At 61.1% G+C, this 20586-nt stretch carries 25 protein-coding genes and 1 tRNA gene; 12 read left to right on the top strand and 14 right to left on the bottom strand.

The genetic code is table 11. The annotated features are described in order from the left end of the window. From V8J83_RS13825 to V8J83_RS13810, 4 genes are all read left to right on the top strand, one after another. Window positions 1-426 (top strand): DUF305 domain-containing protein (locus tag V8J83_RS13825; protein ID WP_339986996.1); only part of this gene is annotated, 426 nt, incomplete at its 5' end. A gap of 27 nt (window positions 427-453) precedes the next feature. After that, complete coding sequence (locus tag V8J83_RS13820) at window positions 454-582, top strand: hypothetical protein (RefSeq protein ID WP_339986995.1); 129 nt, start codon at window positions 454-456, stop codon at window positions 580-582. An 18-nt stretch (window positions 583-600) separates the two neighbouring features. Further along, the gene (locus V8J83_RS13815) at window positions 601-1392 is read left to right on the top strand and encodes a MauE/DoxX family redox-associated membrane protein (RefSeq protein WP_339986994.1); all 792 of its coding nucleotides are present in this window, start codon (window positions 601-603) and stop codon (window positions 1390-1392) included. Then, window positions 1392-2168, top strand: coding sequence for a DsbA family protein (locus V8J83_RS13810; RefSeq protein ID WP_339986993.1), 777 nt, complete (start codon window positions 1392-1394; stop codon window positions 2166-2168). The genes V8J83_RS13815 and V8J83_RS13810 overlap by 1 nt, the downstream gene beginning before the upstream one ends. A 225-nt stretch (window positions 2169-2393) precedes the next feature. Here V8J83_RS13810 and V8J83_RS13805 read toward each other — a convergent pair whose 3' ends face one another. From V8J83_RS13805 to V8J83_RS13770, 8 genes are all read right to left on the bottom strand, one after another. After that, window positions 2394-3269, bottom strand: a complete 876-nt coding sequence (locus V8J83_RS13805) for a hypothetical protein (RefSeq protein ID WP_339986992.1) — start codon at window positions 3267-3269, stop codon at window positions 2394-2396. Window positions 3270-3494: 225 nt separating this feature from the next. Then, window positions 3495-3965, bottom strand: coding sequence for a DUF6634 family protein (locus V8J83_RS13800; RefSeq protein WP_339986991.1), 471 nt, complete (start codon window positions 3963-3965; stop codon window positions 3495-3497). Then, entirely contained in the window at window positions 3952-4842 is an 891-nt protein-coding gene (locus V8J83_RS13795) for a metallophosphoesterase (protein WP_339986990.1), read from the bottom strand. Before V8J83_RS13795 ends, V8J83_RS13800 begins: the two co-directional genes overlap by 14 nt. Window positions 4843-4852: 10 nt before the next feature. Continuing rightward, a complete protein-coding gene (locus V8J83_RS13790; RefSeq protein ID WP_339986988.1) occupies window positions 4853-5953 on the bottom strand; it encodes an AAA family ATPase in 1101 nt (366 codons plus the stop codon). 305 nt (window positions 5954-6258) lie between these two features. Further along, a tRNA-Arg gene (locus tag V8J83_RS13785) sits at window positions 6259-6335 on the bottom strand. Between the two features lie 124 nt (window positions 6336-6459). Beyond that, a complete protein-coding gene (locus V8J83_RS13780; RefSeq protein WP_339986987.1) occupies window positions 6460-6915 on the bottom strand; it encodes a GNAT family N-acetyltransferase in 456 nt (151 codons plus the stop codon). Further along, on the bottom strand, window positions 6912-7223 hold the full coding sequence (locus tag V8J83_RS13775; protein WP_339986986.1) for an ETC complex I subunit: 312 nt from the start codon (window positions 7221-7223) through the stop codon (window positions 6912-6914). Before V8J83_RS13775 ends, V8J83_RS13780 begins: the two co-directional genes overlap by 4 nt. A 133-nt stretch (window positions 7224-7356) precedes the next feature. Further along, on the bottom strand, window positions 7357-8496 hold the full coding sequence (locus V8J83_RS13770; protein ID WP_339986985.1) for an AI-2E family transporter: 1140 nt from the start codon (window positions 8494-8496) through the stop codon (window positions 7357-7359). A 554-nt stretch (window positions 8497-9050) separates the two neighbouring features. Here V8J83_RS13770 and uvrB point away from each other — a divergent pair. The 4 genes from uvrB (at window position 9051) to V8J83_RS13750 (ending at window position 13475) form a co-directional block, all read left to right on the top strand. Next, window positions 9051-11246, top strand: a complete 2196-nt coding sequence (uvrB, locus tag V8J83_RS13765; protein ID WP_339986983.1) for an excinuclease ABC subunit UvrB — start codon at window positions 9051-9053, stop codon at window positions 11244-11246. A gap of 18 nt (window positions 11247-11264) precedes the next feature. Continuing rightward, window positions 11265-11630: a hypothetical protein gene (locus V8J83_RS13760; RefSeq protein ID WP_339986981.1), complete on the top strand. Its 366-nt coding sequence runs from the start codon at window positions 11265-11267 to the stop codon at window positions 11628-11630. Between the two features lie 244 nt (window positions 11631-11874). Further along, window positions 11875-12594, top strand: coding sequence for a hypothetical protein (locus V8J83_RS13755; RefSeq protein WP_339986980.1), 720 nt, complete (start codon window positions 11875-11877; stop codon window positions 12592-12594). A gap of 323 nt (window positions 12595-12917) precedes the next feature. Next, a complete protein-coding gene (locus tag V8J83_RS13750) occupies window positions 12918-13475 on the top strand; it encodes a fasciclin domain-containing protein (RefSeq protein ID WP_339986979.1) in 558 nt (185 codons plus the stop codon). Window positions 13476-13535: 60 nt separating this feature from the next. Here V8J83_RS13750 and V8J83_RS13745 read toward each other — a convergent pair whose 3' ends face one another. Both V8J83_RS13745 and V8J83_RS13740 read right to left on the bottom strand, forming a co-directional pair. Then, window positions 13536-14048 (bottom strand): NYN domain-containing protein, encoded by a 513-nt coding sequence (locus V8J83_RS13745; protein WP_339986978.1) that lies wholly within the window; start codon window positions 14046-14048, stop codon window positions 13536-13538. Window positions 14049-14210: 162 nt separating this feature from the next. Further along, a complete protein-coding gene (locus tag V8J83_RS13740) occupies window positions 14211-14564 on the bottom strand; it encodes an MmcQ/YjbR family DNA-binding protein (RefSeq protein WP_339986977.1) in 354 nt (117 codons plus the stop codon). Between the two features lie 81 nt (window positions 14565-14645). On the opposite strand from V8J83_RS13740, the gene V8J83_RS13735 reads away from it, so the two are divergent. Then, the gene (locus V8J83_RS13735) at window positions 14646-15089 is read left to right on the top strand and encodes a hypothetical protein (protein ID WP_339986976.1); all 444 of its coding nucleotides are present in this window, start codon (window positions 14646-14648) and stop codon (window positions 15087-15089) included. An 81-nt stretch (window positions 15090-15170) separates the two neighbouring features. Next, window positions 15171-15905: a metallophosphoesterase family protein gene (locus V8J83_RS13730; protein WP_339986975.1), complete on the top strand. Its 735-nt coding sequence runs from the start codon at window positions 15171-15173 to the stop codon at window positions 15903-15905. 27 nt (window positions 15906-15932) lie between these two features. Here the strand turns inward: V8J83_RS13730 and V8J83_RS13725 are convergent, their stop codons facing one another. Then, window positions 15933-16598, bottom strand: a complete 666-nt coding sequence (locus V8J83_RS13725) for a sugar transferase (RefSeq protein ID WP_339986974.1) — start codon at window positions 16596-16598, stop codon at window positions 15933-15935. A 109-nt stretch (window positions 16599-16707) separates the two neighbouring features. On the opposite strand from V8J83_RS13725, the gene V8J83_RS13720 reads away from it, so the two are divergent. After that, window positions 16708-17868 carry a DUF1972 domain-containing protein gene (locus V8J83_RS13720; RefSeq protein WP_339986973.1) on the top strand — a complete coding sequence of 387 codons (1161 nt, stop codon included), beginning with the start codon at window positions 16708-16710 and terminating at the stop codon, window positions 17866-17868. A 31-nt stretch (window positions 17869-17899) separates the two neighbouring features. On the opposite strand, the gene V8J83_RS13715 is transcribed toward V8J83_RS13720, so the two are convergent. From V8J83_RS13715 to V8J83_RS13705, 3 genes are read right to left on the bottom strand one after another with little or no spacing between them, the layout of a single operon-like run. Next, window positions 17900-18214 (bottom strand): DUF5665 domain-containing protein, encoded by a 315-nt coding sequence (locus tag V8J83_RS13715; protein WP_339986972.1) that lies wholly within the window; start codon window positions 18212-18214, stop codon window positions 17900-17902. A gap of 47 nt (window positions 18215-18261) precedes the next feature. After that, entirely contained in the window at window positions 18262-18750 is a 489-nt protein-coding gene (locus tag V8J83_RS13710) for a tRNA (cytidine(34)-2'-O)-methyltransferase (protein ID WP_339986971.1), read from the bottom strand. Continuing rightward, on the bottom strand, window positions 18743-19579 hold the full coding sequence (locus V8J83_RS13705) for a DUF6206 family protein (RefSeq protein WP_339986970.1): 837 nt from the start codon (window positions 19577-19579) through the stop codon (window positions 18743-18745). Before V8J83_RS13705 ends, V8J83_RS13710 begins: the two co-directional genes overlap by 8 nt. 260 nt (window positions 19580-19839) lie before the next feature. On the opposite strand from V8J83_RS13705, the gene V8J83_RS13700 reads away from it, so the two are divergent. Beyond that, complete coding sequence (locus V8J83_RS13700) at window positions 19840-20529, top strand: hypothetical protein (RefSeq protein ID WP_339986969.1); 690 nt, start codon at window positions 19840-19842, stop codon at window positions 20527-20529. The last annotated feature ends 57 nt before the right edge of the window (window positions 20530-20586 follow it).

Genomic DNA, 20586 nt, shown 5'->3' with positions numbered 1-20586 from the left:
AACACCTATGCGCTTGATCACGTTTTCTTCTCGCAGACGCGGATGTGGATGGCGCTCTACATGGGTGGGATGATGGCGATCATCATGCTCGCTTTCATGCTCGGCATGTATTCCAACCGGAAAGCCAACATCGCGATCTTCGCGGGCGCGGCCATCGCCTTTGCCGCCGGTGTCTATCTCGTCCGGTCGCAGGACACGGTGGGCGATGTCGCATGGATGAAGGCGATGATCCCGCACCATTCCATCGCGATCCTGACCAGCGAACGTGCCAACATCTCCGACCCGCGAGTCCGCGCGCTGGCCGATGCGATCATCGAGGCGCAGCGCAGCGAGATCGAGGAGATGAAACTCTACATCGCGGATATCGAGGCCAATGGGGACGCGGCTCCCGGCACGGATCGTGTCGAAGTCAGCCCTCAAAACTGAAGATAGATTTAAAAGAGCAATGACATGATGAACGAAGATCAAATGATGGACGGAAGCGGTTGGATGATGGGCGGTATGGGTTTGATTTCCCTGCTCGTGATCGTCTTTCTGATCGCCGGTATCGTCTATTTCATCCGCAACTCTCGCGGACGCTGAGCGCAAGGAGACTATGACATGCCGAAGGACACCCGCGACGTCGCAGACGTAACGACCGATCCCGCAACTGCCGCGACCGGAAAGACCGCCGTTCTCTATCGCATGGCACTGCCGAACCATCTGTGTCCGGCCGGTCAAAAGGCGCGCTGGCTATTGAAGTCGAAAGGCTACGATGTCGATGATCGACTGTTCCGCGAGCGCCCGGAAGTCGATGCGTTCAAAGACAAATATGATGTTCCCACCACGCCACAAGTCTGGATCGAAGGCGAGCGCGTCGGTGGCTATGATGCCCTGCGCCAGAAGCTCACCGACTATGATCCTGACGCGACGACCTACACGCCGGTAATCTATCTCTTCGCGGTCGCCGCAGCGACGGCGCTCGCGCTATCCATCGGCTTTCTCGGCACGATCTCGTGGCAGACACTCGGATGGTTCATCTCCGTCTCGATGATCCTGCTGGGGATGCAAAAGCTCCGCGACATTGAGGGCTTCACGACGATGTTCCTCAACTACGACCTGCTCGCGCGAAAGTGGGTGCCCTATGCCTACGTCTATCCGTGGGTGGAAACCGGCGCGGGCGTTTTGATGACAGGGATGCTGCTGACCCCGCTTGCCGCGCCCGCAGCCCTCTTTATCGCCACGGTAGGTGCTGCCAGCGTGTTCAAGGCCGTCTATATCGACAAGCGAGAATTGAAATGCGCCTGCGTCGGTGGCAACTCAAACGTGCCGCTTGGGTTCGTGAGCCTGACCGAGAACCTGATGATGATGGGAATGGCCATCGTCATGCTGGCCAGACTGATTGCTGGCTGATGGAAAGAAAAACCGATTGGAAGCGACGGGCACTGCTGGCTGGCGGTGCCCTCGCCGTTTTCGGGTGGGTCAAGGGCGTGCCCTATCTGGCCTCGCTCGGCAAACCAGATTTTGCATTTGAGGACATTCCCGATCTTCCGCCCTTCCGGCGTTTGCAGAGCGCCGGTGCATCCACGCCGGGCGCGACGATCTTTGCGGGTCTCGATATGGGTGAGGCGGAAGCCGACGATAACAACGAGCTTGAACAGTTTGTCAGGACTAATCCGTGCGCCGCTTTCTTTGGTGAAACTGCGACCGATACTGTTCCCGTTGCTATGTTCTCGGACTTCGCCTGTCCAATCTGTCGCGTGATGGATGATCGTCTCACTGATCTTGAAGAAAGTGATCCCGGCTCGTTCCACATTGTTCGACACCAGCTCCCGCTCCTCGGCGTCGCGTCGGCTACCGCCAGCCGCGCGGTTCTTGCCGCTGATCTGCAAGGCCGGTACCGCGATATGCACGCGCGCCTGATCCGTAGTCCGGCCGTGACGGATGAAAGCTACATTGCTGCGATTGCGGAAAACCTCGACCTCGACGCCGACAAATTGCTTGAAGATATGCGGTCGGACGCTATCGAGCGTCGCCTGGGTCTGACGGCGGCAATCGCGGATGTCTTCGGTTTCATCGGAACACCGGCCTTCGCGGTCGGTCGCACCGTCTTCATGGGGTCGATTCCGACAGGAGCACTCCGCAAGCTGATCGCAGAAGAGGTCAGCAATCCGTGCCTGATCGGCTGATTTCTTGTGTAAGAGACCGCCAGACCCAAGTTCCAGAAAAAGCGGACGTTCAAGCGCTTGGACCTTAGGTCGTCTCCGTCCGCAAGCAAGGCATTCAGTGCCGACGCAGTGAATGACCGCTTCGCGCAGGTCTTCTTGCTTTCCTGAAGGCGCAGAAGGCGTTGTTTCTTCCTCGCAACTCCCGGTGTCGTTCGCAAAACGGCTGTCGACTGAGCACCTGCGGGCCTAGCACTGCGCGATCAAACTCCCCCATGTCTGGAGGTCGCACGTGAGACTCGCTGCCCGAGCCTGATCTGCATACCTTGTGAACGGCGCGTCAGGTATGTCGTCCTTGGCTACGAATATCATTCGTTTCGCCCCCGCGCAGCGCAGGCGACGCATGGCATCATCGAAGGGGTCTTCGGGATCCGTTTCATCTTCAAGGCCGTAAAGGACGGGCGCATAGCCGGCGACCAGCTTCTCCAATGGCTTCACACCGAAACCCGCGACTGGAACCACCTCTTCGAGCAACAGCACGGTATCGAACAGCAACCGGCCACTGATGGCAAGCAGGTCGGCATCGGGGGTGTTCCCAAACTCCAGGTCGAGTGGAACCAGAACCGTATGCGCCATTTGGGGAGTGATTTCACGGTATCCCTTGAGCGCCGCGCTGCGGTTTGCATGGGAGAGGTCGTTCAGGGTTGCGATCGCCTTCCGGAAAGGAACCTGTTGATACGAGGCGCTCAGGCTACGCATGTCCCGATCCGTGACAAACACGGTGTCGCGAGTTGGTATGCCAAACCTGTGTAGCCGTCTTTCCAGTCGGCTCAGAGGTTCACCTTTGGTGACGTTCAGCTGATCCTCTCGCACAATCGTCAAATGCGGCTCCTGCGCGTCATCGGCCGCCTCGGGCAGATGTCGAGGTCCCTTGGATAGTATGATGGCAGGCAGCCCTGTTTCGAGCGCGAAGCGGATCAGCGCGGCTTCGAAGGTCTCCGGCAGCTGACTGCCGATGATCGGGCCCCTGTTCACGGGAACCGGATAGAGGGCATGGTCCGGTGCCGTAAGGTCGAGGCAGATCGCGCGGGGCCTGCTCCTCGAGCGGTCCATGGCATCATTCATATTGTATTTCCTTTCCTTCATTATCGACGCGCTGTTCCGTGGAACGACGCGCTGTCGGAACATCGGCAGTATCGTTTATGGCTCCCGAACGCTCTCATCGACCTGCTCTTCGGCGCAGATCGCCTGTGCTTCCCATCTCTCGATGGCGATTGCGCTGATGCCTTCCGCCTTCTTGCCCCATCTGCGGTAAAATTCTGTCGGCGTCGATCGATCGCCGAGCCGATATCATCGCGAGACGGTGCGCGCCCAGCCTGCTTGAGGGTCGATACCGCAGAGCAGGGACGTGTGGATCAGAGGGCCAATGGCTGCGGGGTGCGCATCGACTTCGCCGACAAGATGCGCACCGTTCCCTCCGTCAGACCTGACAGGCACCCAGCGGGACAGGAGAGGCGCGCGTTCGAGCGCCGTCGCGGTTGGCCCAGCCACCGCCAACTCGAGCGACCGCAGCCGCATGCGGATCGTGATCAGCCGCCAGATGTCCTCATAGGCGAAGACCCATTCGAATGCGGTGACGTAGAGCCCGCCGTCGATCCGGGTCGGTTCGAACTCGGGCGCGACTGTCAGGAAGGTCTCCCGCAGGTCGCGGTCGAGGTCGTCCCACGACACCACCGTGCCGTCATCGTGCCCATCCACCCAGAGAGGTTGAGCCGACCGAAGCCTTTGCAGCAGGTCGAGGTCACATTCATTCGGATCCATGGCGGCTCTCCCATGCGCAGGCGTCCCGCAAGTAGGAAATCGGCTCGTCGATCAGCTCTCCAGCGTAGCCGAAAGACACATTCCGGATGTCCGTGCCGTGAACCTGTGCGCGCAAGCGGCGATGAGAATGTCCGAAGTACCATGCGTCCGGTTGGTGGCGCTTGATCATGTCGCCGAGGTTAGAATGGAAACTGGCTGTCAGGCTGTCGATCTTACCCGCGACCGTCGGGTGCGGGCCGTGATGGGTCACGACGACTGTGCTTCCTTCTGCGCCGCTTGGGTGCGGCGTGGCCAGTGCAGCCTCCAGCCATGCCCTATGATCAAGGTGGAGGTTCAGCGTATCGATCGGCCTGATGCGGCGCGGGGGGCGCATCAGGCTGACGTCTTCCAAGTGGGTGTCGGGGTCCGTCGGCGCGGTGATCAGATCGTAGTCCCGCATTGCGCGCTGCGCAGTCTGCATCGCCCCCGTGAGATCACCGGTCAGGTTGAAGTCGGTCCACAGCGTGCAACAGAGCAGCCGCGTGTCGCCGTGCAGCAGCACGTCTTTCTGGACGAAGTACGGGCCGACCTTACGCGCCGCATCGGCGAGGAGCGGATCCCCATCTAGGCTGCCGTGGTAATAGTCATGATTGCCGGGCAGCGTGTAAATCTGACCGGGTGGGATGAACTCTGACAGATACTGGAACACGTCCGGCCAGTTGCGTGCAGGACCGTTAGTGAGGTCACCTGCGAGGATCAACGCGTCGGCGTTCCACACGATGTCTTCGAGGCCCCACATCTTGATCGGGTCGAGCGCATATCGTTGATAGCTGTCGAAGTGTAGGTCCGAGAGGATCGCGAGGGTGCCGTTTTGGAATGGAATGGTCATCGGGGTCATGGCGCTCTCCTCAGTGTAATATCGGCTGGTTGGCCAGGGTCTCGGCGCGGTCGAGCATTCGGGCTACCGTCCGCAGGCTCAGACGTGCGTTAGAGATTGCGCCGCTGTCGAAGAGATCGACGAGAGCGGCGACTGCCGCTTCCGGTAGGCCGCGACGCGCGGCTTCGGCAACGGCAAAGTCGCGGAGTTGCTGGGCGGTCAGATCAGGCAGATCGAGCACCACGCAGCGGCTCTGGAACGGCTCGGGCAACCCATCGCGAGAGTTGGCCGTCATGATCCAGTTGACCCACGACATGTCGAACGCCACCTGGAAGTAAGGACATTGCCAGTCGCGCGCCGTCATGCGTTCCAGCAGAGGCAACAGGGCATCGGTCAACGTGTGACGTGAGCCCTTGTTGGAATAAACCTCATCTGACTTCTCGACCTCATCCACGATAACCAGCGGCCCGCCGTGACGCTCGCGCAGCACCGTTTGCACCAACTTGCCAGGCGATGCGCTGCCCCAGCCCTTTTGCAGGCCCACGAGAGAAAACGAGGCCGGCTCGCCCGTCGCCTCGATCTTGCTCGCGGGAACAGCAAGGTGATGCGCCAAGCGCCGCGCCCAATGGCTCTTGCCGATCCCCGGCGAGCCGACCAGCACCAGCGGATTGAACCGGACGCCTGGCAACCCGTCGCGCGCCGATGCGCGCAACCCACGCCAAACCTCCTCCGTCGCAGGCGCCATCCACGGCATCTCGGCGTGAAGCGCAGCCGCGATCTCGTCGGCCTCGTGTTCGGTGGCGACATGGGCGACAGGTACGCCACCGCGTAGGGGCGTCAGCCGTGCGCGGTTCTCTTCGCTCAGATGATACATGCCGGTCGAGGAATGCACCCGTTCCAACTGCCGCATCGCGCGGCGCTTGATACGGCGCAGATCGGTGTCTGTCACCAGATTGTAAGGCTGCACGAGTTCATCCTCCATGATCCGCCCCGCTTCCAGATCGGCAGCCTGCGCCCTTCGGCGGATCTCCTTGAGAAAGCTCGTCCACCGCGCTTCGACGTCGCGGAGCTTGGCCACGTCGTCAATGAAGGTCAGATCGTGGAACGGGATTGTGGTCTGAGAACGGGTCATGGCGGAGTCCTTTCAAGGCGCAAGACGAACCTTGCGCGGCTGCCCCGCGCCGGAAGGCGGTGGGCAATGGAAGATGAAAGGTTCCGGAACCTGTGGAACAGAGAGTGAACAACGCTCGTCCCTACAGTCAATACTGCTCAACCAGCTAATGCCATGTACGACACCCAAGGCGTACCAGCATCAAAAACGTGCGCAAATGCCTGAAATTCATGAGGGAAAAGGGGCAACGTTTCCGACACCCGTCAAAAACCCGTTTTTTGTCGCAAAAACGGACTTTAGATGTCGAACGTCAGCATGAGCGATCTTGGCGGGCCCAGAAGGACTCGAACCCTCAACCTGCCGATTAGAAGTCGGCTGCTCTATCCAGTTGAGCTATGGGCCCGCATAAGAGCCGTGATAGCCCCTTGGCGCGCGCAGGTCCACGGCGGTTGACCGCGAAAACGGCGGTGAATTTTCCTGTAGTTTTTTTGTAGTTTTTCCGTAACTCATCGCACCGGCGCGTCGGCCTAGATCCGACGGGTCATGAACACACTTTCCGGATCCTCGGTGTAGTCTCCAAACGGCGGGCAAAGGACAAACCCCGCTCTTTCATACAAGGCCCGCGCCGCCATATGCGCCGCCCCCGATCCGGTTTCGAGGTAAAGCGCCTTGGCGTGCGCGCCTTGCGCCTGTGCGACAAGATGGACCAGAAGGCGCCGCGCAACACCTGCGCCCCGCGCCTCGGCAATCGTGTGCATGGATTTCAGCTCCATTGCGTCCCCGAACGGCTTCAACGCGCCAATCGCCAGCACACGCCCCGCCTCACGCAGCGCAAAAAGGCGCGCGCCCGCCGCACGTAATTCATCACCGGTCATCACATGGCAGCTTTCCGCAGGCGATTGTGACCGCATCAACGCGTGGTGACGCGCCAGCACGTCATCCACGGCCGGGTCGGCCTGCAGAACTTCGGAAATCGCGCTCAATGCGTCCAGGCACCGCGCCGGTTGGTCGCGAAATTGTCGCCGTAACCACCGGGACGCACGTTCGGCTTGCGGGTCTTGGGCTTGGTCACGATCGCTTCGATGCCATGGGCCTTGGCGTAATCCTGCGCCGCCTCACAGCTGTCGAACCGCAGCCGCACCTGGGAATTCATGTCCGACGACGACGTCCAGCCCATCAGCGGATCAATCGAACGCGCCTCTGCCGGGGCATATTCCAGCACCCATTCCCTTGTCTTGGCCTGCCCGGACGACATGGCGGATTTGGCGGGTTTGAAAATGCGTGCGCGCATGGCGGTGGTCTCCGTTCGATTGCCGCACTTATGGGCAAAAACGCGGGGCGGATCAATCGACCAAACGGTCGCTGTGGCAAGGTCCGGACCTGCGCGGTCCACGACCTGCCCCGGGATCGCCTTCGGGATGCGTTCAGCGCCCGGACAGGAACGCGCCCACCGGCTTCAACTGCGGGACGTGATCGCAGAAGACCCTGAGCGTGACCAGAAGCGGCACTGCCATCAACATCCCCATGATCGACCAGATCCACGCCCAGAAGGCGACCGCGATCAGGATCACGACCGTGTTGAGCTTGAGCCTCCGTCCCACGGCCAGCGGCGTCACCACCTGCGCCTCGATCGAGGTGAGGGCCCAGTAGGTGAAGGCCACGAGGAACGCGGCGGTCGCCGTGTCCTTGGTGACCAGCGCCACGGCCAGCGTCAGGAACGTCCCAATGATCGCCCCGATGAAGGGCACGTAGTTCAACGCGAAGGCCAGAAGGCCGAAGACGACCGCGCTCGGCATGTCGAGCAGCGAGAACGATACTGTGACAGCGGCCCCGAGGCCGGCATTGATGACCGTGATCGTGAGAAGGTATCGCGACACCTCGCGCTCCACGTCGTAGGCAATGCGGACGGCACGCTTCTTGTCGGCCAGTGTCGGCATCACCCGCACCAGCCGCTCGTAGAACAACGGCCCGGAGGCAAGGATGAAGTAGAGAAGAAGGAGGACGAAGGCCGTCTGCCCGAGGATCACCGGCGCGCCGTAGGCCACGCTGGTCAGCGGCCCGCCGCTGCGAACGACGACTTCCATCGGATCGTCGATCTCGTCATCGGACGGATCGGCCACCTCCTGCACCTGCTCGTTCGCCTCTGCCACGGCCTCCGCGATCCCGGCAAGGCCGCGCAGTTTCTGCTGCAATTCCTGGGCGATGAACGGCGCGTCCTCGATCCATTGCGAGACCGGCGCGGCAAGCGAGAGGGTCATGATGAAGAGGCCCGCGACCAAGCCCAAGAGGATGGCACCGGCACTGACTGGTTCGGGCACCCCCCGGCGCCGGAACCAGCGGCAGAGTGGGCTGAAGACAAGGGCAAGCAGGAAGGCGAGGATCACGGGCACGATGAAAACCCGTGCCACGGCAAGGGAATAGATGACCGCGAGGAAGGCGATGATGAGCACCGAAATGGGCACGATCGCGGCCCAACGGTCTGATGAGAGCGCCTCTCCGGTGGGCTCGGGATCCGCGTCCTCGTGCACGGTGTCTTCGGTATCTGCAGAATTCGAAGCCGTCATTTCTTGTCCCTGAACATTCCGGCATGTGACGACACAGGTCGTTGCCGATAGTACTCAAGCGTTGAAGGTGGGCTTCGGTTTCACGGGAAAGTGACTTTTTATGCTTGGACGGCGGGGAATTCCCTTGTCCGGGGTGATGGCACGATCGCGAAAGGAGAAGAAGGAGCTGGGAAAGGCGCACGTCGAACACGTGCTGGACGGTATTGGGAAACCGCCCGGACCACTGAACCGTCTTTACGCGTAGACCTTGGGGATGCCCGGCGGAAGAGTTGGTTGCCAGCCCTAGCCGAGGGAGCGAGGGGTGGGTGGGTATCGGCCGAGGGCCGGCAACCGCTTCTGCTGCTTGCCCCACCTTGTTACGCGCTCCGGTTGCGTTACGCAAAGGAATACTCTCCACAAAACCCCTTATTTTATTAACGATTTGTCCATCTTTCCTAAGGTTTGGTTAACGCGGCGGACGCCCTCCTGACACAAGGCTGTCAGTTACTGTCAGCCCCCCCTCTTGCAGCGCGCGTCTGAGGCTCCATTCTTAGGGGAGCCCGCCGGAGAGACCGATGCACAACAATTCACCCGAACAGATGCCCGCCACGGACAGTTCCGTGGACGACATTCGCGCCCGCCTGAAGATGGAGGGCGGCAAGCAATTCGTCATGCACTCGGAATTCCAACCGGCCGGCGACCAGCCCACCGCGATCCGCGAGCTTTCCCAGGGCGTCAACGACGGCGACCAGGATCAGGTGCTTCTGGGCGCGACCGGCACCGGCAAGACCTTCACCATGGCCAAGGTGATCGAGGAAACCCAGCGCCCCGCCATCATCCTCGCCCCAAACAAAACACTGGCCGCCCAACTCTATGGCGAATTCAAGGGCTTCTTCCCCGACAACGCCGTCGAATACTTCGTGTCCTACTACGATTACTACCAGCCCGAGGCCTATGTCGCGCGCTCCGACACCTACATCGAAAAAGAAAGCCAGATTAACGAACAGATCGACCGGATGCGCCACTCCGCCACCCGGGCCCTTCTCGAACGCGACGACGTCATCATCGTGGCCTCCGTGTCGTGCATCTACGGCATCGGCTCGGTCGAAACCTACGGCGCCATGACCCAGGACCTTTTCGCCGGGCAGGACTACAACCAACGCAAGGTCATCGCAGATCTCGTCGCGCAGCAGTACCGCCGCAACGATCAGGCGTTCCAGCGTGGCGCCTTTCGGGTGCGCGGCGACTCGCTCGAAATCTGGCCCGCGCACCTGGAGGACCGCGCCTGGAAGCTCTCCTTCTTCGGGGAAGAGCTTGAAACCATCACCGAATTCGACCCGCTCACCGGCCAAAAGACCGACACGTTCGAGAAAATCCGCATCTACGCGAATTCCCACTACGTCACCCCCCGCCCCACGATGCAGCAGGCGATGAAGGGCATCAAAGCGGAGCTTCAGGTCCGCCTCGACCAACTCGTCGGCGAAGGCAAATTGCTCGAGGCCCAGCGCCTCGAACAGCGCACCAACTTCGATCTGGAAATGCTGGAGGCCACCGGCGTGTGCAACGGCATCGAAAACTATTCCCGCTACCTCACGGGCCGCGCGCCTGGTGAACCGCCCCCCACGCTGTTCGAATACATCCCCGACAACGCCATCGTCTTCGCCGACGAATCCCACGTCTCCGTCCCGCAGATCGGCGGCATGTATCGCGGCGACTTCCGGCGCAAGATGACGCTGGCCGAACACGGCTTCCGCCTGCCCTCATGCATGGACAATCGCCCCCTGAAATTCGAGGAATGGGATGCGATGCGCCCGCAATCCGTGTTCGTGTCGGCCACCCCGTCCGATTGGGAACTGGAGCGCGCGGGCGGTGTCTTCACCGAACAGGTCATCCGCCCCACCGGCCTGATCGATCCGCAGGTCGAAATCCGCCCCGTGGAGATGCAGGTCGACGACCTCCTCGACGAAATCCGCAAGACCGCCGAACGCGGCTTCCGTGTGCTGGCGACCGTGTTGACCAAGCGCATGGCCGAGGACCTCACCGAATACCTGCACGAACAGGGCATCCGCGTGCGCTACATGCATTCCGACATCGACACGCTGGAACGCATTGAAATCCTTCGCGATTTGCGGCTTGGGGCCTTTGACGTTCTGGTCGGGATCAACCTCCTGCGCGAAGGCCTCGACATTCCCGAATGCGGGCTGGTCGCCATTCTCGACGCCGACAAGGAGGGCTTCCTGCGCTCCGAAACCTCCCTGATCCAGACCATCGGCCGCGCCGCGCGCAACGCCGAGGGCAAGGTCATCATGTATGCCGACAAGATCACCGGCTCCATGGAACGCGCGATCCGCGAAACCGACCGCCGCCGCGAAAAGCAGGTGGCCTATAACGAAAAACACGGCATCACGCCTGCGACGGTGAAGAAGAACGTCGAAGACATCATGTTGGGCACCTATCAGGGCGACGTGGACATGAACCGCGTCACCGCCAAGGTCGACAAACCGCTCGTCGGCGCGAACCTCAAAGCGCACCTCGACGGCCTGCGCGACAAGATGCGAAAAGCGGCGGAGAACCTGGAATTCGAAGAAGCCGCGCGCCTGCGCGACGAAGTCAAACGGCTGGAAACGGTGGAGTTGGCCGTGGCGGATGATCCCTTGGCCCGGCAAACGGCGGTGGAACAGGCGGTCGAGGATGCGTCGAAGGCAAGTGGTCGGAGCACGGCGGGCCGACCGGGGCAAAGGGGCGGAAACGTAAAGCGGCGGGGGCGGTAGCGCGAGTGCGGGGTAGTGATGTCGGAAACGACTTGGTGGATCGTTATTGGCGTTTGCGGCCTCATTGCTGTCTTTCTTGCCATTCAACTGGCCGGGTATGTAGTTATCGGCGCCTTGGCGCTCTTCGCATGGGCGTCGCGACAGGGCGCCTCGGGATTGGTAATCTACTTTGCTTTGTGGGTTCTTTTGATGCCACTCATGTTGGTTTTCTCAGCGGTTACCGGTTTTTTTGAGAATAAGCAGATTAACGAAACGCACAAAAAAACTCTTCGGACAAGGGAAAACGAAGCGAACCGCTACACCCGAAAGCCAATCAGATCGCAGCCTCCTGCCGATCCGAAAGAGAGATATAAATGGGCGAACCGACTCCCACCGTATGATTAACGATAGCAATTAGATGCACCATACAAGGGCCATCGCCTGCCCGTGGGGTGGCGATCCGACCTTCGTTCGATGCGCTTTATGCCTGCCAAATCCGGAAAACGCCGACTCGAAGCGCCCAGCCCAGCCAAATCGCCAGCCCGCCGGGACGGGCAGGCGATGGCCCGGGCAGCTAAAGCTGCTGTTCCGGGCTGTGGGGGATCAAATAAGACTGTAGCGAAAAACCTGAACCAAAGACAGTTTGATTATGACGACTGATTCATTCCCAAGTGAGTACGAAATCGACGAATTTGCCTTGGGCTTCTATGGATACGGCGATCTTAAAGCGCCCCTTTGGTTCGTCGGTATGGAAGAAGGAGGCGGAAATACCGCTGACGAGGTGACCAAACGAATTCGCGCGTGGCAAATCCGTGGGTGCATGAAACTAGAAGACGTCGCCGAATATCACGACGCCTTCATGAAAGAAGGCTTTTCTTCCATCCGGAAGCAAAACACCTGGTCAGCACTAAGTCGGGTCCAACTTGGATACGAACGCAAACTTCTCGAGGACGGCGATGTAAAGCAGCACTGGAAAAAGTCCCTCGGCCGACACCGTTCCGGGACTTGCATTTTGGAATTGAACCCGCTGCCATCACCGGGGACCAGTGCGTGGAAATACCCTGAATTCACCAAACTCCCTTTCTTGGTCAATCGCGACGCCTATAACCTGCGCTATGGAAGCGAACGTGTCGCGACCTTGCGAAGAATGATCTTGGCATATTCGCCACGAGCAGTCGTCTTCTACGGAAGAAAATACGAAACCTTTTGGTCTTTGATTGCTGGTGCTCCGCTTGTATCGCAAGGACTTCACAAGACAGCTTCGAACGGTAAAATAAAATTTGCGTCTATTGATCACCCAAGCGCACCTGTCGCTGGTGCTACTAGCGAGTACTACGCCTCACTTGGAAGAGGCTTGGCTGAAACGTGACGGCTGCTCCATCGCCTTGCCGAGGGACGATCCGGCGATGGGGCAGCGAGCTTTGCCCTCTGTTAACAGGCTCAGGCATCACCCCCAAACCCTCCCTAACAAAACGTTAACAAAAACCGCTTTCTCAAATCATTCCAGACACTTAACCCCCGGTTGCAACCTTGCAACCGCCCGCCCCACGCCCCATCTGGCCGCCGGAGGCTTGACCCGGATGAACCGCCGTGTGGGGCCCCACCTCACGCCCTCGTGATCACGCTGCCCGAAACTTGTCGCCCCCGGCTTTCGTGGCTCCTCCCAAGACATCGACAACAATGGAGACCACGATGACATTCAAGACCACACTTCTCGCCGCTGCTGCCACCGCCGTTCTTGCAACCGCCGCCTTTGCAGACGGGCATGCCAACCCGACCGTGGGCGGGGCCGAGATGCTGGCCGACCAACCCATCGCCGTGAACGCGTCCAATGCGCCGAACCTGACCACTCTGGTCGCCGCCGTGACGCAGGCGCAATTGGTCGATGTCCTGGCCGGCGAAGGGCCCTTCACCGTCTTCGCACCGGTCAATGATGCTTTCGCGGCACTGCCCGAGGCCACCGTCGCCTCCCTGATGATGGACGAAAACCGGGCCGCCCTTCAGGGCATCCTGACCTACCATGTCGTGCCAGGAACGATCACGTCCGCTGACCTGATGGAAGCGATCGAGACCAACGAATACGCCAATTTCACCACTGTCGCGGGCGGCACGATCACTGCGGATCTGGTAAACGGAGACATCGTGATTTTTGACGAAACGGGTCGCTTTTCAACCGTCGGGACCGCGGACGTCATGCAATCCAACGGCGTTGTGCACGTCATCGACCGCGTGCTGATGCCTGCTGGCTAACCGCACAAGCGACCAACCCGGTAATTTCGCGTCGCCGCCTCGATTGGGGCGGCGGCGTCCTTATTGAAACCGCGCCAGGCTGTCGTCATCCAGCCACAAAACACCGTCTCGATATCCGCCGTGCACCAGAACGCCCGGCACGTTCACCTCCGGGAATTCGTCCGCCCAATCGCGATAGCGGTCGTTGGTGACAATCTTGCCCCCGGCATCGCGTGCCGCCGCCAGGATCGTCGGGTCCGCCGGCTCTCCCTTGTGCACCACGAGAACCTGGTCGGCCGGCAGCTTCAGAAGCTTGGCGAAGTCCCTGTCATCCAGGTAACGGTCGGCCAGTTTGTAGCCCGCATTGGCGTCGAAAATGATCCCCGGCTCAAAGCCTTTGTCCTGCAAGGCTCCGACCACCTCTTTCAATGGCGCAAGCCGCGGCACCTCACCGCTCCAATGCATCACGTTCGAGCCGTCGATCACCACCGGTTTGGCCTGCCGTTTGCGTCGGCGACGCAACAAGAACAGCAAGAGCGCTGCAAGGCACAGGCCCGCAATGACAACAACGGCGGTATCAGTCAGGATCGGCATGGGGCGGAATTATCGAGGCAGTATGGCAAGGATATGGCCCGGTTTGGGTCCATAGACGGCAGGTGGGCGCGTGTGCGACATCTTGGATGTCTTGCTAGAAGAATCCTTTTTTCCACTCTTTCCTGATATTTAACCCCCGGTAGCACGCGTGCTACCCGCACTTCACACGCCCAATTCCGCCCGCAGCTTCTTGGTCAGCTTGACCACCGCCATCTGGTAACTCGCCTCGATATGCTCCCTTAGCGAGGCCTCCGACATCGCCCCCGCCTCGTAGACCTGCACCCATTTCATGCCGCGCGATGCCAGATACGGCGCAGGTCGGATGCCCGGCTGTTCCGGCAGCACCTCGAATGCCACATCGCCGACCTTGAAGGTGAACGCATCCGCACCGTCGTTCCATCCACACAGCGCAAAGACCTTGCCGCCGACCTTCCACACATCCGCATTGCCCCATTGCACCACATGGGACGTGGCCTTCATCGCGCCGCAAAACCGGTTGAATTCATCGCGTGTCATGCAGCGAGCGTCGCGCGCGGGACCCGAGATCGCAAGCCTTTGCGACTGGTCCCAAAGCCTGCGGCCACTATCTGCTGCACCATGAGACATTCCTTGATCGCTGCGTTGGCCCTGTTGATCACCGCCGTCCCATCCGCACACGCCTGGGAGGCGGGCGTGGAGGGTGGCCTTTGCACGTTGACCCATGACGAAGACGCCGTTTCGGTGCGGCTGACGTTTGATCCGACCGTCCCGCTCTATACGATCACCCTGACCGCGCAGGATCCGTGGCCCATATCCCCGGAATTCGCCATGCAGTTTAACGGATCGCAACCGCTCACGATCCGCACGGGCCGCCATGTCCTGTCGCCCGACCGCTTGTCATTGAGCGTGTCCGATCGCGGTTTCGGCAACGTCCTTGACGGGTTACAATTCAACGCCACCGCCCAAGGGTTGAGCGGCCCGGCATCGGTTGCGATCTCGCTGGACGGGGCCGCACCCGAAGTCGCGGCGTTTCGCAGCTGTGGGCAGGTTCCGACGGCCTGAACGGCCGCAATACACGCATTTCTGGTGCAGGCCCGGTCAAAACTGCCTTAGGCAGAAGGCACCAAGTGGGGATAGCGAATCATGGCGCGCTGGAAGGATCCGGCACCGAACGAGCTTGTATACGTGATCGGCGACATCCACGGATGCGTCGACAAGCTTGGCGCGTTACTGGATGTGATCGACGACGACATGGCCCGCAATGGTACAGGCACTTTGGTGTTTGTCGGGGATTACATAGATCGCGGCGCTCATAGTGCCGATGTGTTGGCCTTCGTGTCCCAAATGACCGCAAGCCACCCCGATCAATTCATCGCTCTCATGGGCAATCACGAGCGTATGTTATTGGATTTTCTGGCCAATCCCACCGGCCCGGCGCAACGGTGGTTGCAACATGGTGGCCTTGAAACGCTGGCCAGTTTCGGCCTGACCTTTGCAGCTGGACGCGGGGCGGCGTTTGACGGGGCGTTGCGGGACACCGCAGACGCGCTGACGGAAGTGATCGGCGCGAGTCTCATGACCTGGCTTTCCACGCTGCCGCTGTCATGGTCATCGGGCGATCTTTGGGTCGTGCACGCAGGTGCCGATCCGGTTGTCGCGATGGAGGATCAGCGGGCCGATACCTTGCTATGGGGCGCCGACGGTTTCCTGAAATCCGAGCGGCGCGACGGGCAATGGGTGGCGTTCGGACATCGCCCGTTCGACAAGCCGTTGGCCCGCAAGGGACGCATCGCCTGCGACACCGGCGCGGTCTATGGCGGGCCACTGAGTGCTGCGCGGATCGCCCCGGGCGGCGGCGTGCGTTTCCTGAGCGTCTGAAGCCAGACCATCGCCCGCGGTCTCGCATCAATCCCCGCGGGCAAGCGCCACGTTCAGGATCGTGCGCCAGGTAATCCACAGATCAAGCGCGAACCCGGCGCGTGTGATGTAGTCGAGGTCGGCCTGCACCTTTTCGCGCGTGGCCTCCAATCCGACGGCGTAGCCAAGTGTGATTTGGGCGAACCCGCTGATCCCGGGTCTCACGCTGAGCCGTTGGCGATATTCGGGGATCGTCTCAAGAAAAATGCGGGCGTGCCGGACACAATCGGGGCGCGGGCCGATCAAGCTCATCTCGCCCCGCAGGATGTTGATCGCTTGCGGCAGTTCATCCAGACCCGTCCGCCGCAGCAAACGACCAAGGCGCGGGATGCGGTCCGTCTCCACCGGATCAAGCGGGCCGCGATGGTCAGGCGCATAGGCCATGGTGCGAAACTTCAACGCTTTGAAAGTGCGGCCATTTTGGCCCATTCGCGCCTGCCGGAACAGCAACGGACCAGGGTTGATCAACGGGTTGAGACCGGTCAGCAGCACCGCCAAGACAGCGATAAGCGGCAGCATCACCAAAGCCCCTCCGACATCGGCGCACAGCTTCGCCAGCCGGAACAGGCGCGACCGTCCCACCCCCGACCGCAAGAGCCCCGGCGCTTGCGATGGCGCAACGGAGAAGCGGTCAAAATCCGGAACCAATGTCATGCCTGTCCCCAGCAAATGCGCCCGGCGCCAGGCCGGTTCATCTGCATTCAACGGCTTATTCATAAAGATCGGCTTAATTGGCCCGCACAGACCGTGGGGATCACCTTTTTTGGCCAAACAGCAGCGACATATCGCAATTCTCGGCTCGGTCGGCGTGCCTGCGCACTACGGCGGATTCGAAACACTGGCCGAACAACTGGCACGCCACCATGCCGCACATGCGCGGCCTGAACGCTTGTCGATCACCTGCAGCGCGCCCGGCTGCGTATCCAAACCACGGCGGTTCTTGGGGGCAGACCTGAGATACCTGCCACTGCCCGCCAACGGCGCGGCCAGCGTGCCCTATGACATCCTCAGCCTTCTGCGGGCGCGGGCGTCGGGTGCGGATGTTGCCCTGCTTTTGGGGGTGTCGGGGGCTCTGGCCCTGCCGTTTCTTGCCGGACGCGGCATGCGGGTCGTGGCCCATGTGGATGGGCAAGAATGGCGGCGGGCCAAATGGTCCCGCGCAGCGCGGCAATTCCTGAGGCAATCCGAGGCCATTGCGGTACGCCATGCCGATGCGGTGATTGCCGACAGCCCCGCGATTGCCGACGATTTGTGGCGCAGGTACGGGCGGCGCGCCGACGTGTTAAGTTATGGTGGCGATCAGGGGCTGGATCATACCACGGTGGCGCTGCCGGATTGGGCTCCGAAAGACTACGCGCTCGCGATCTGTCGCGTCGAGCCGGAGAACAACATCCACATGCTGCTGGAGGCGGCCACAGCAACAGACAAACCTCTGATATGCGTCGGAAACTGGGAGAAGAGCCGCTACGGCCGCGCCCTACGGTCCCGCTATGCCTCCCACCCAAAACTCTGGCTCCGCAACCCGATCTACGATCCCGGTCCGTTGCAGGCGTTGCGCCGAAATGCATCGCTTTATCTACATGGTCATTCGGCCGGTGGCACCAATCCGTCGCTCGTGGAAATGATGCATGTCGGCAAACCTGTCTTCGCGTTCGATTGCATCTTCAACCGTCAAACAACGCAGGGCGCGGCGCGCTATTTCAGCGATGCGGACGATCTGGCGCGGCTGTGGCGTCAGGAAGCGGAGCCGGACATGGGCCGCGCGCTGCGTGATCTGGCGCGCACCCATTATCGCTGGGATGACATCGGGGCGCGGTATTTCGATCTGTTTGAAAGGGTCAGCCAGGCTCCGCGACAAGCCCGGACACTGAAACCATCATCAGAGACTGCGCCCTGCCGCACCTTTTTCCTGCGCCGGTCGTAGGCGCACACATGGCAGCCGGACTGCGCCGGGATCACTCACCATTTCCAATCGACGATTCGATTTGCTCGGCGATCTGCGCGGACCAGTCGCCGATGATCGGGATGAATTCGATCTGACTTAACGCCCAGACGATCAGTGAGAGCAAAACCGACGCGCCCACGACCGTGCCTAGACCAACAGCCATGCCAACCGCGAAGCGGAACAACAGGATGCGCGCCACCGATTGGTGGATTACGAACATCCGGCTTTCGCGCAGGAACGTCAGCTCCTGTCGCAGCGCGCGCACCTCTGAGGCAAGCGCATCGGATGTGTCACTGACTGCTGTTTTTTCGTCTGTATTGCTCACTCGAACGTCCCCTGTTTCGCGATCCAGACTCTAGTATTCCCACCGGATCATTCCAGATACGCACGCATCGCTTGATAGACCACCGCCGTTGCGGCATTTGCCAAATTCAACGACCGGATATGCGGCGAACACATCGGAAGATGGAACGTACGCGCCGTGCGACCCTCTCGCACATCGGCGGGCAACCCTTTGGTTTCCTTTCCGAAAACAAGGTAGGCGTCTGGCGGATAGTTGGGCGTGTAAACCGAGCCTCCGGCGCCATCATCCTCGAACAGGAACAGGCTTTGCTCATCCGGGGCGCGGTCTTCCAGAAACGCGGACCAGCTGTCGTATTCCGTCAACCGCACATGTTTCCAATAATCCAGGCCGGCACGGCGCACGGATTTCTCGCTCAAGTCGAAGCCAAGCGGATGGATCACGATCAATTCCAGATCCAGCGCAACGCAGGTGCGCCCGATGGTGCCGGTGTTTCCCGGGATTTCAGGATGGACCAAGACGACCTTCATATTGGCCGCGGCGCAATCGGGCTCAGGCATGGGGGCGGTCGCGCCCTCCGAACCCGGGCCATCGTCGGGCGACTTGCCCCTTGCGGTGCGCGGCCCGCGACAAATGCGCATGAACCGCATCGCGCCCTGCGCCATCCAGCCGCGCTTGGGCGAAATGCTCGGCCCATTCGAAAATCGCGTCGCCGTCCTGCGGACGCAGCCGCAACGCGCCATCAATCAATGTGATGATCGAGCCTCCGGGCGTATACCAGCGGTCCTGGATGTCACGGATCCGGCCCGGAAGGACCTTTCCCACCCCCCGGATCAGGGCGGAATCGCAAAAGCGCTGGATCAATTGTCCCATCTCATCGCGGCTATAGGAAATCAATGGCGGGAAGGTTTCCAGGAAAAGCGGACCGTCCTCATCCATGGCGAAGTGGTCCAGCGGCGTATGAAACCCGATACGTTCAGGGCGTTGGGCCACGCGGCGCCAGAATTCGCTGACCTCGGTGGCAACGAGATCCAGAAGCCCTATGGCCGCGTTGGAACCGGCCTTTTGGATCAGCCCCGGCAGCATCATGTCATCGGAAACAGCGGCCTGAACCAGCACGGGACGCTGGGTGCCGGCCTCTTCCAACAGATGCAGGCGCGAGGCGGGCGTGCGGATACCCGCGAGGCTGAGGCAATCGATGTAGGCGTCGTGACGACGGGCCAGCGCTTCCTGTACGTCGGGATCGCGGCCGCCACGATACACCGTCAGGATATGGCCCGCCAAAGGGCCGGTCCGCGGGCGCATCGGAACGCCAAAATCCCTTGCTGGCAGCTGGGTCGTACCGTCATCGACCATCGCCGCGCGGATCCAACCGTTCAATTCACTCACGGGTCACCCAATGCAAATCCGTCACAAGACTAACGTGTGCTTTTGGGGGAATTCTGATGTGGGCAATACGCCATTCAAAGCGCATGCAGCCTGTTGCAGCAAAGCCGTTTTCAGCGATTCCCCCAGAATCTCTTTTGGCTTGGGCCGAGCATGACGGGCGCTCTGCGGACCGGGCAAGCGGCGTTAGGGGTTTGTTAACGACATTTGGGCCTAATCTCCTTATGCGTTGCGGAAGCGTCACGGTTTGGGCCCTTGGTGGCTTGGCCGCCCTTGAGGGCGCGCCAGCGAGCGCTGGCCCTTGGGCGCGCGAAGCGGGCGATCTCTTCATCTCATTCCAGATCTCGGCCGAACAAGACCCGTCACAAGTGATCGAACAGGGCCTTTGGGAACCGGAGGCCTACGCCAGCCTTTACACCGAATACGGGCTTGGGCGCAGCCTTACGCTTGGTGCAGATATCGGCCGCGGAGAGGTCAGCCAAAGCGGTGTCGCCTTCCTGCGCTATACGCTGACGCCACCGGATGCGACCTGGCAATGGGCTGTGGACGGTGGTCTCGGCGTGCGGCAGACCGGCGAAGGCCAGTCCAACGGATTGGTGCGCCTTGGTGCCTCGGTCGGGCGCGGGCTTGGCGAACACGATGGCGGCTGGCCGATGCTCCTGCGCCATCAGGGGGGCTGGATCGCGCTGGATGCGGCACTTCTATACGATCTCGAGGTGGAGGATGTGATCTGGCAGACCGAAGGGACGCTTGGCCTGTCGCTGACCGATCGGACGACCGCGATCTTCTCTCTGAAAGCCGAGGAATGGCCCGGCGCCGATCTGGTGGTCACCGCAACCCCGTCGCTGGCCTTCGACATCCTGCCCGACACGACCCTTCGCATCGGCGCGCGCGGTGCGCTGACCGGAAGCTCGGATGTGGGTGTTTTGTTGTCGCTTTGGCACACGTTCTGAGGCACGGGCGGGGCCAGCGGAGTGATTTCGCGATTTCCCGACGCGACGGCGTAGCTT

Source organism: Gymnodinialimonas ulvae (assembly GCF_037543845.1).
Lineage (GTDB): Bacteria > Pseudomonadota > Alphaproteobacteria > Rhodobacterales > Rhodobacteraceae > Gymnodinialimonas > Gymnodinialimonas ulvae.
This window is presented reverse-complemented; position numbering and strand designations above follow the sequence as displayed.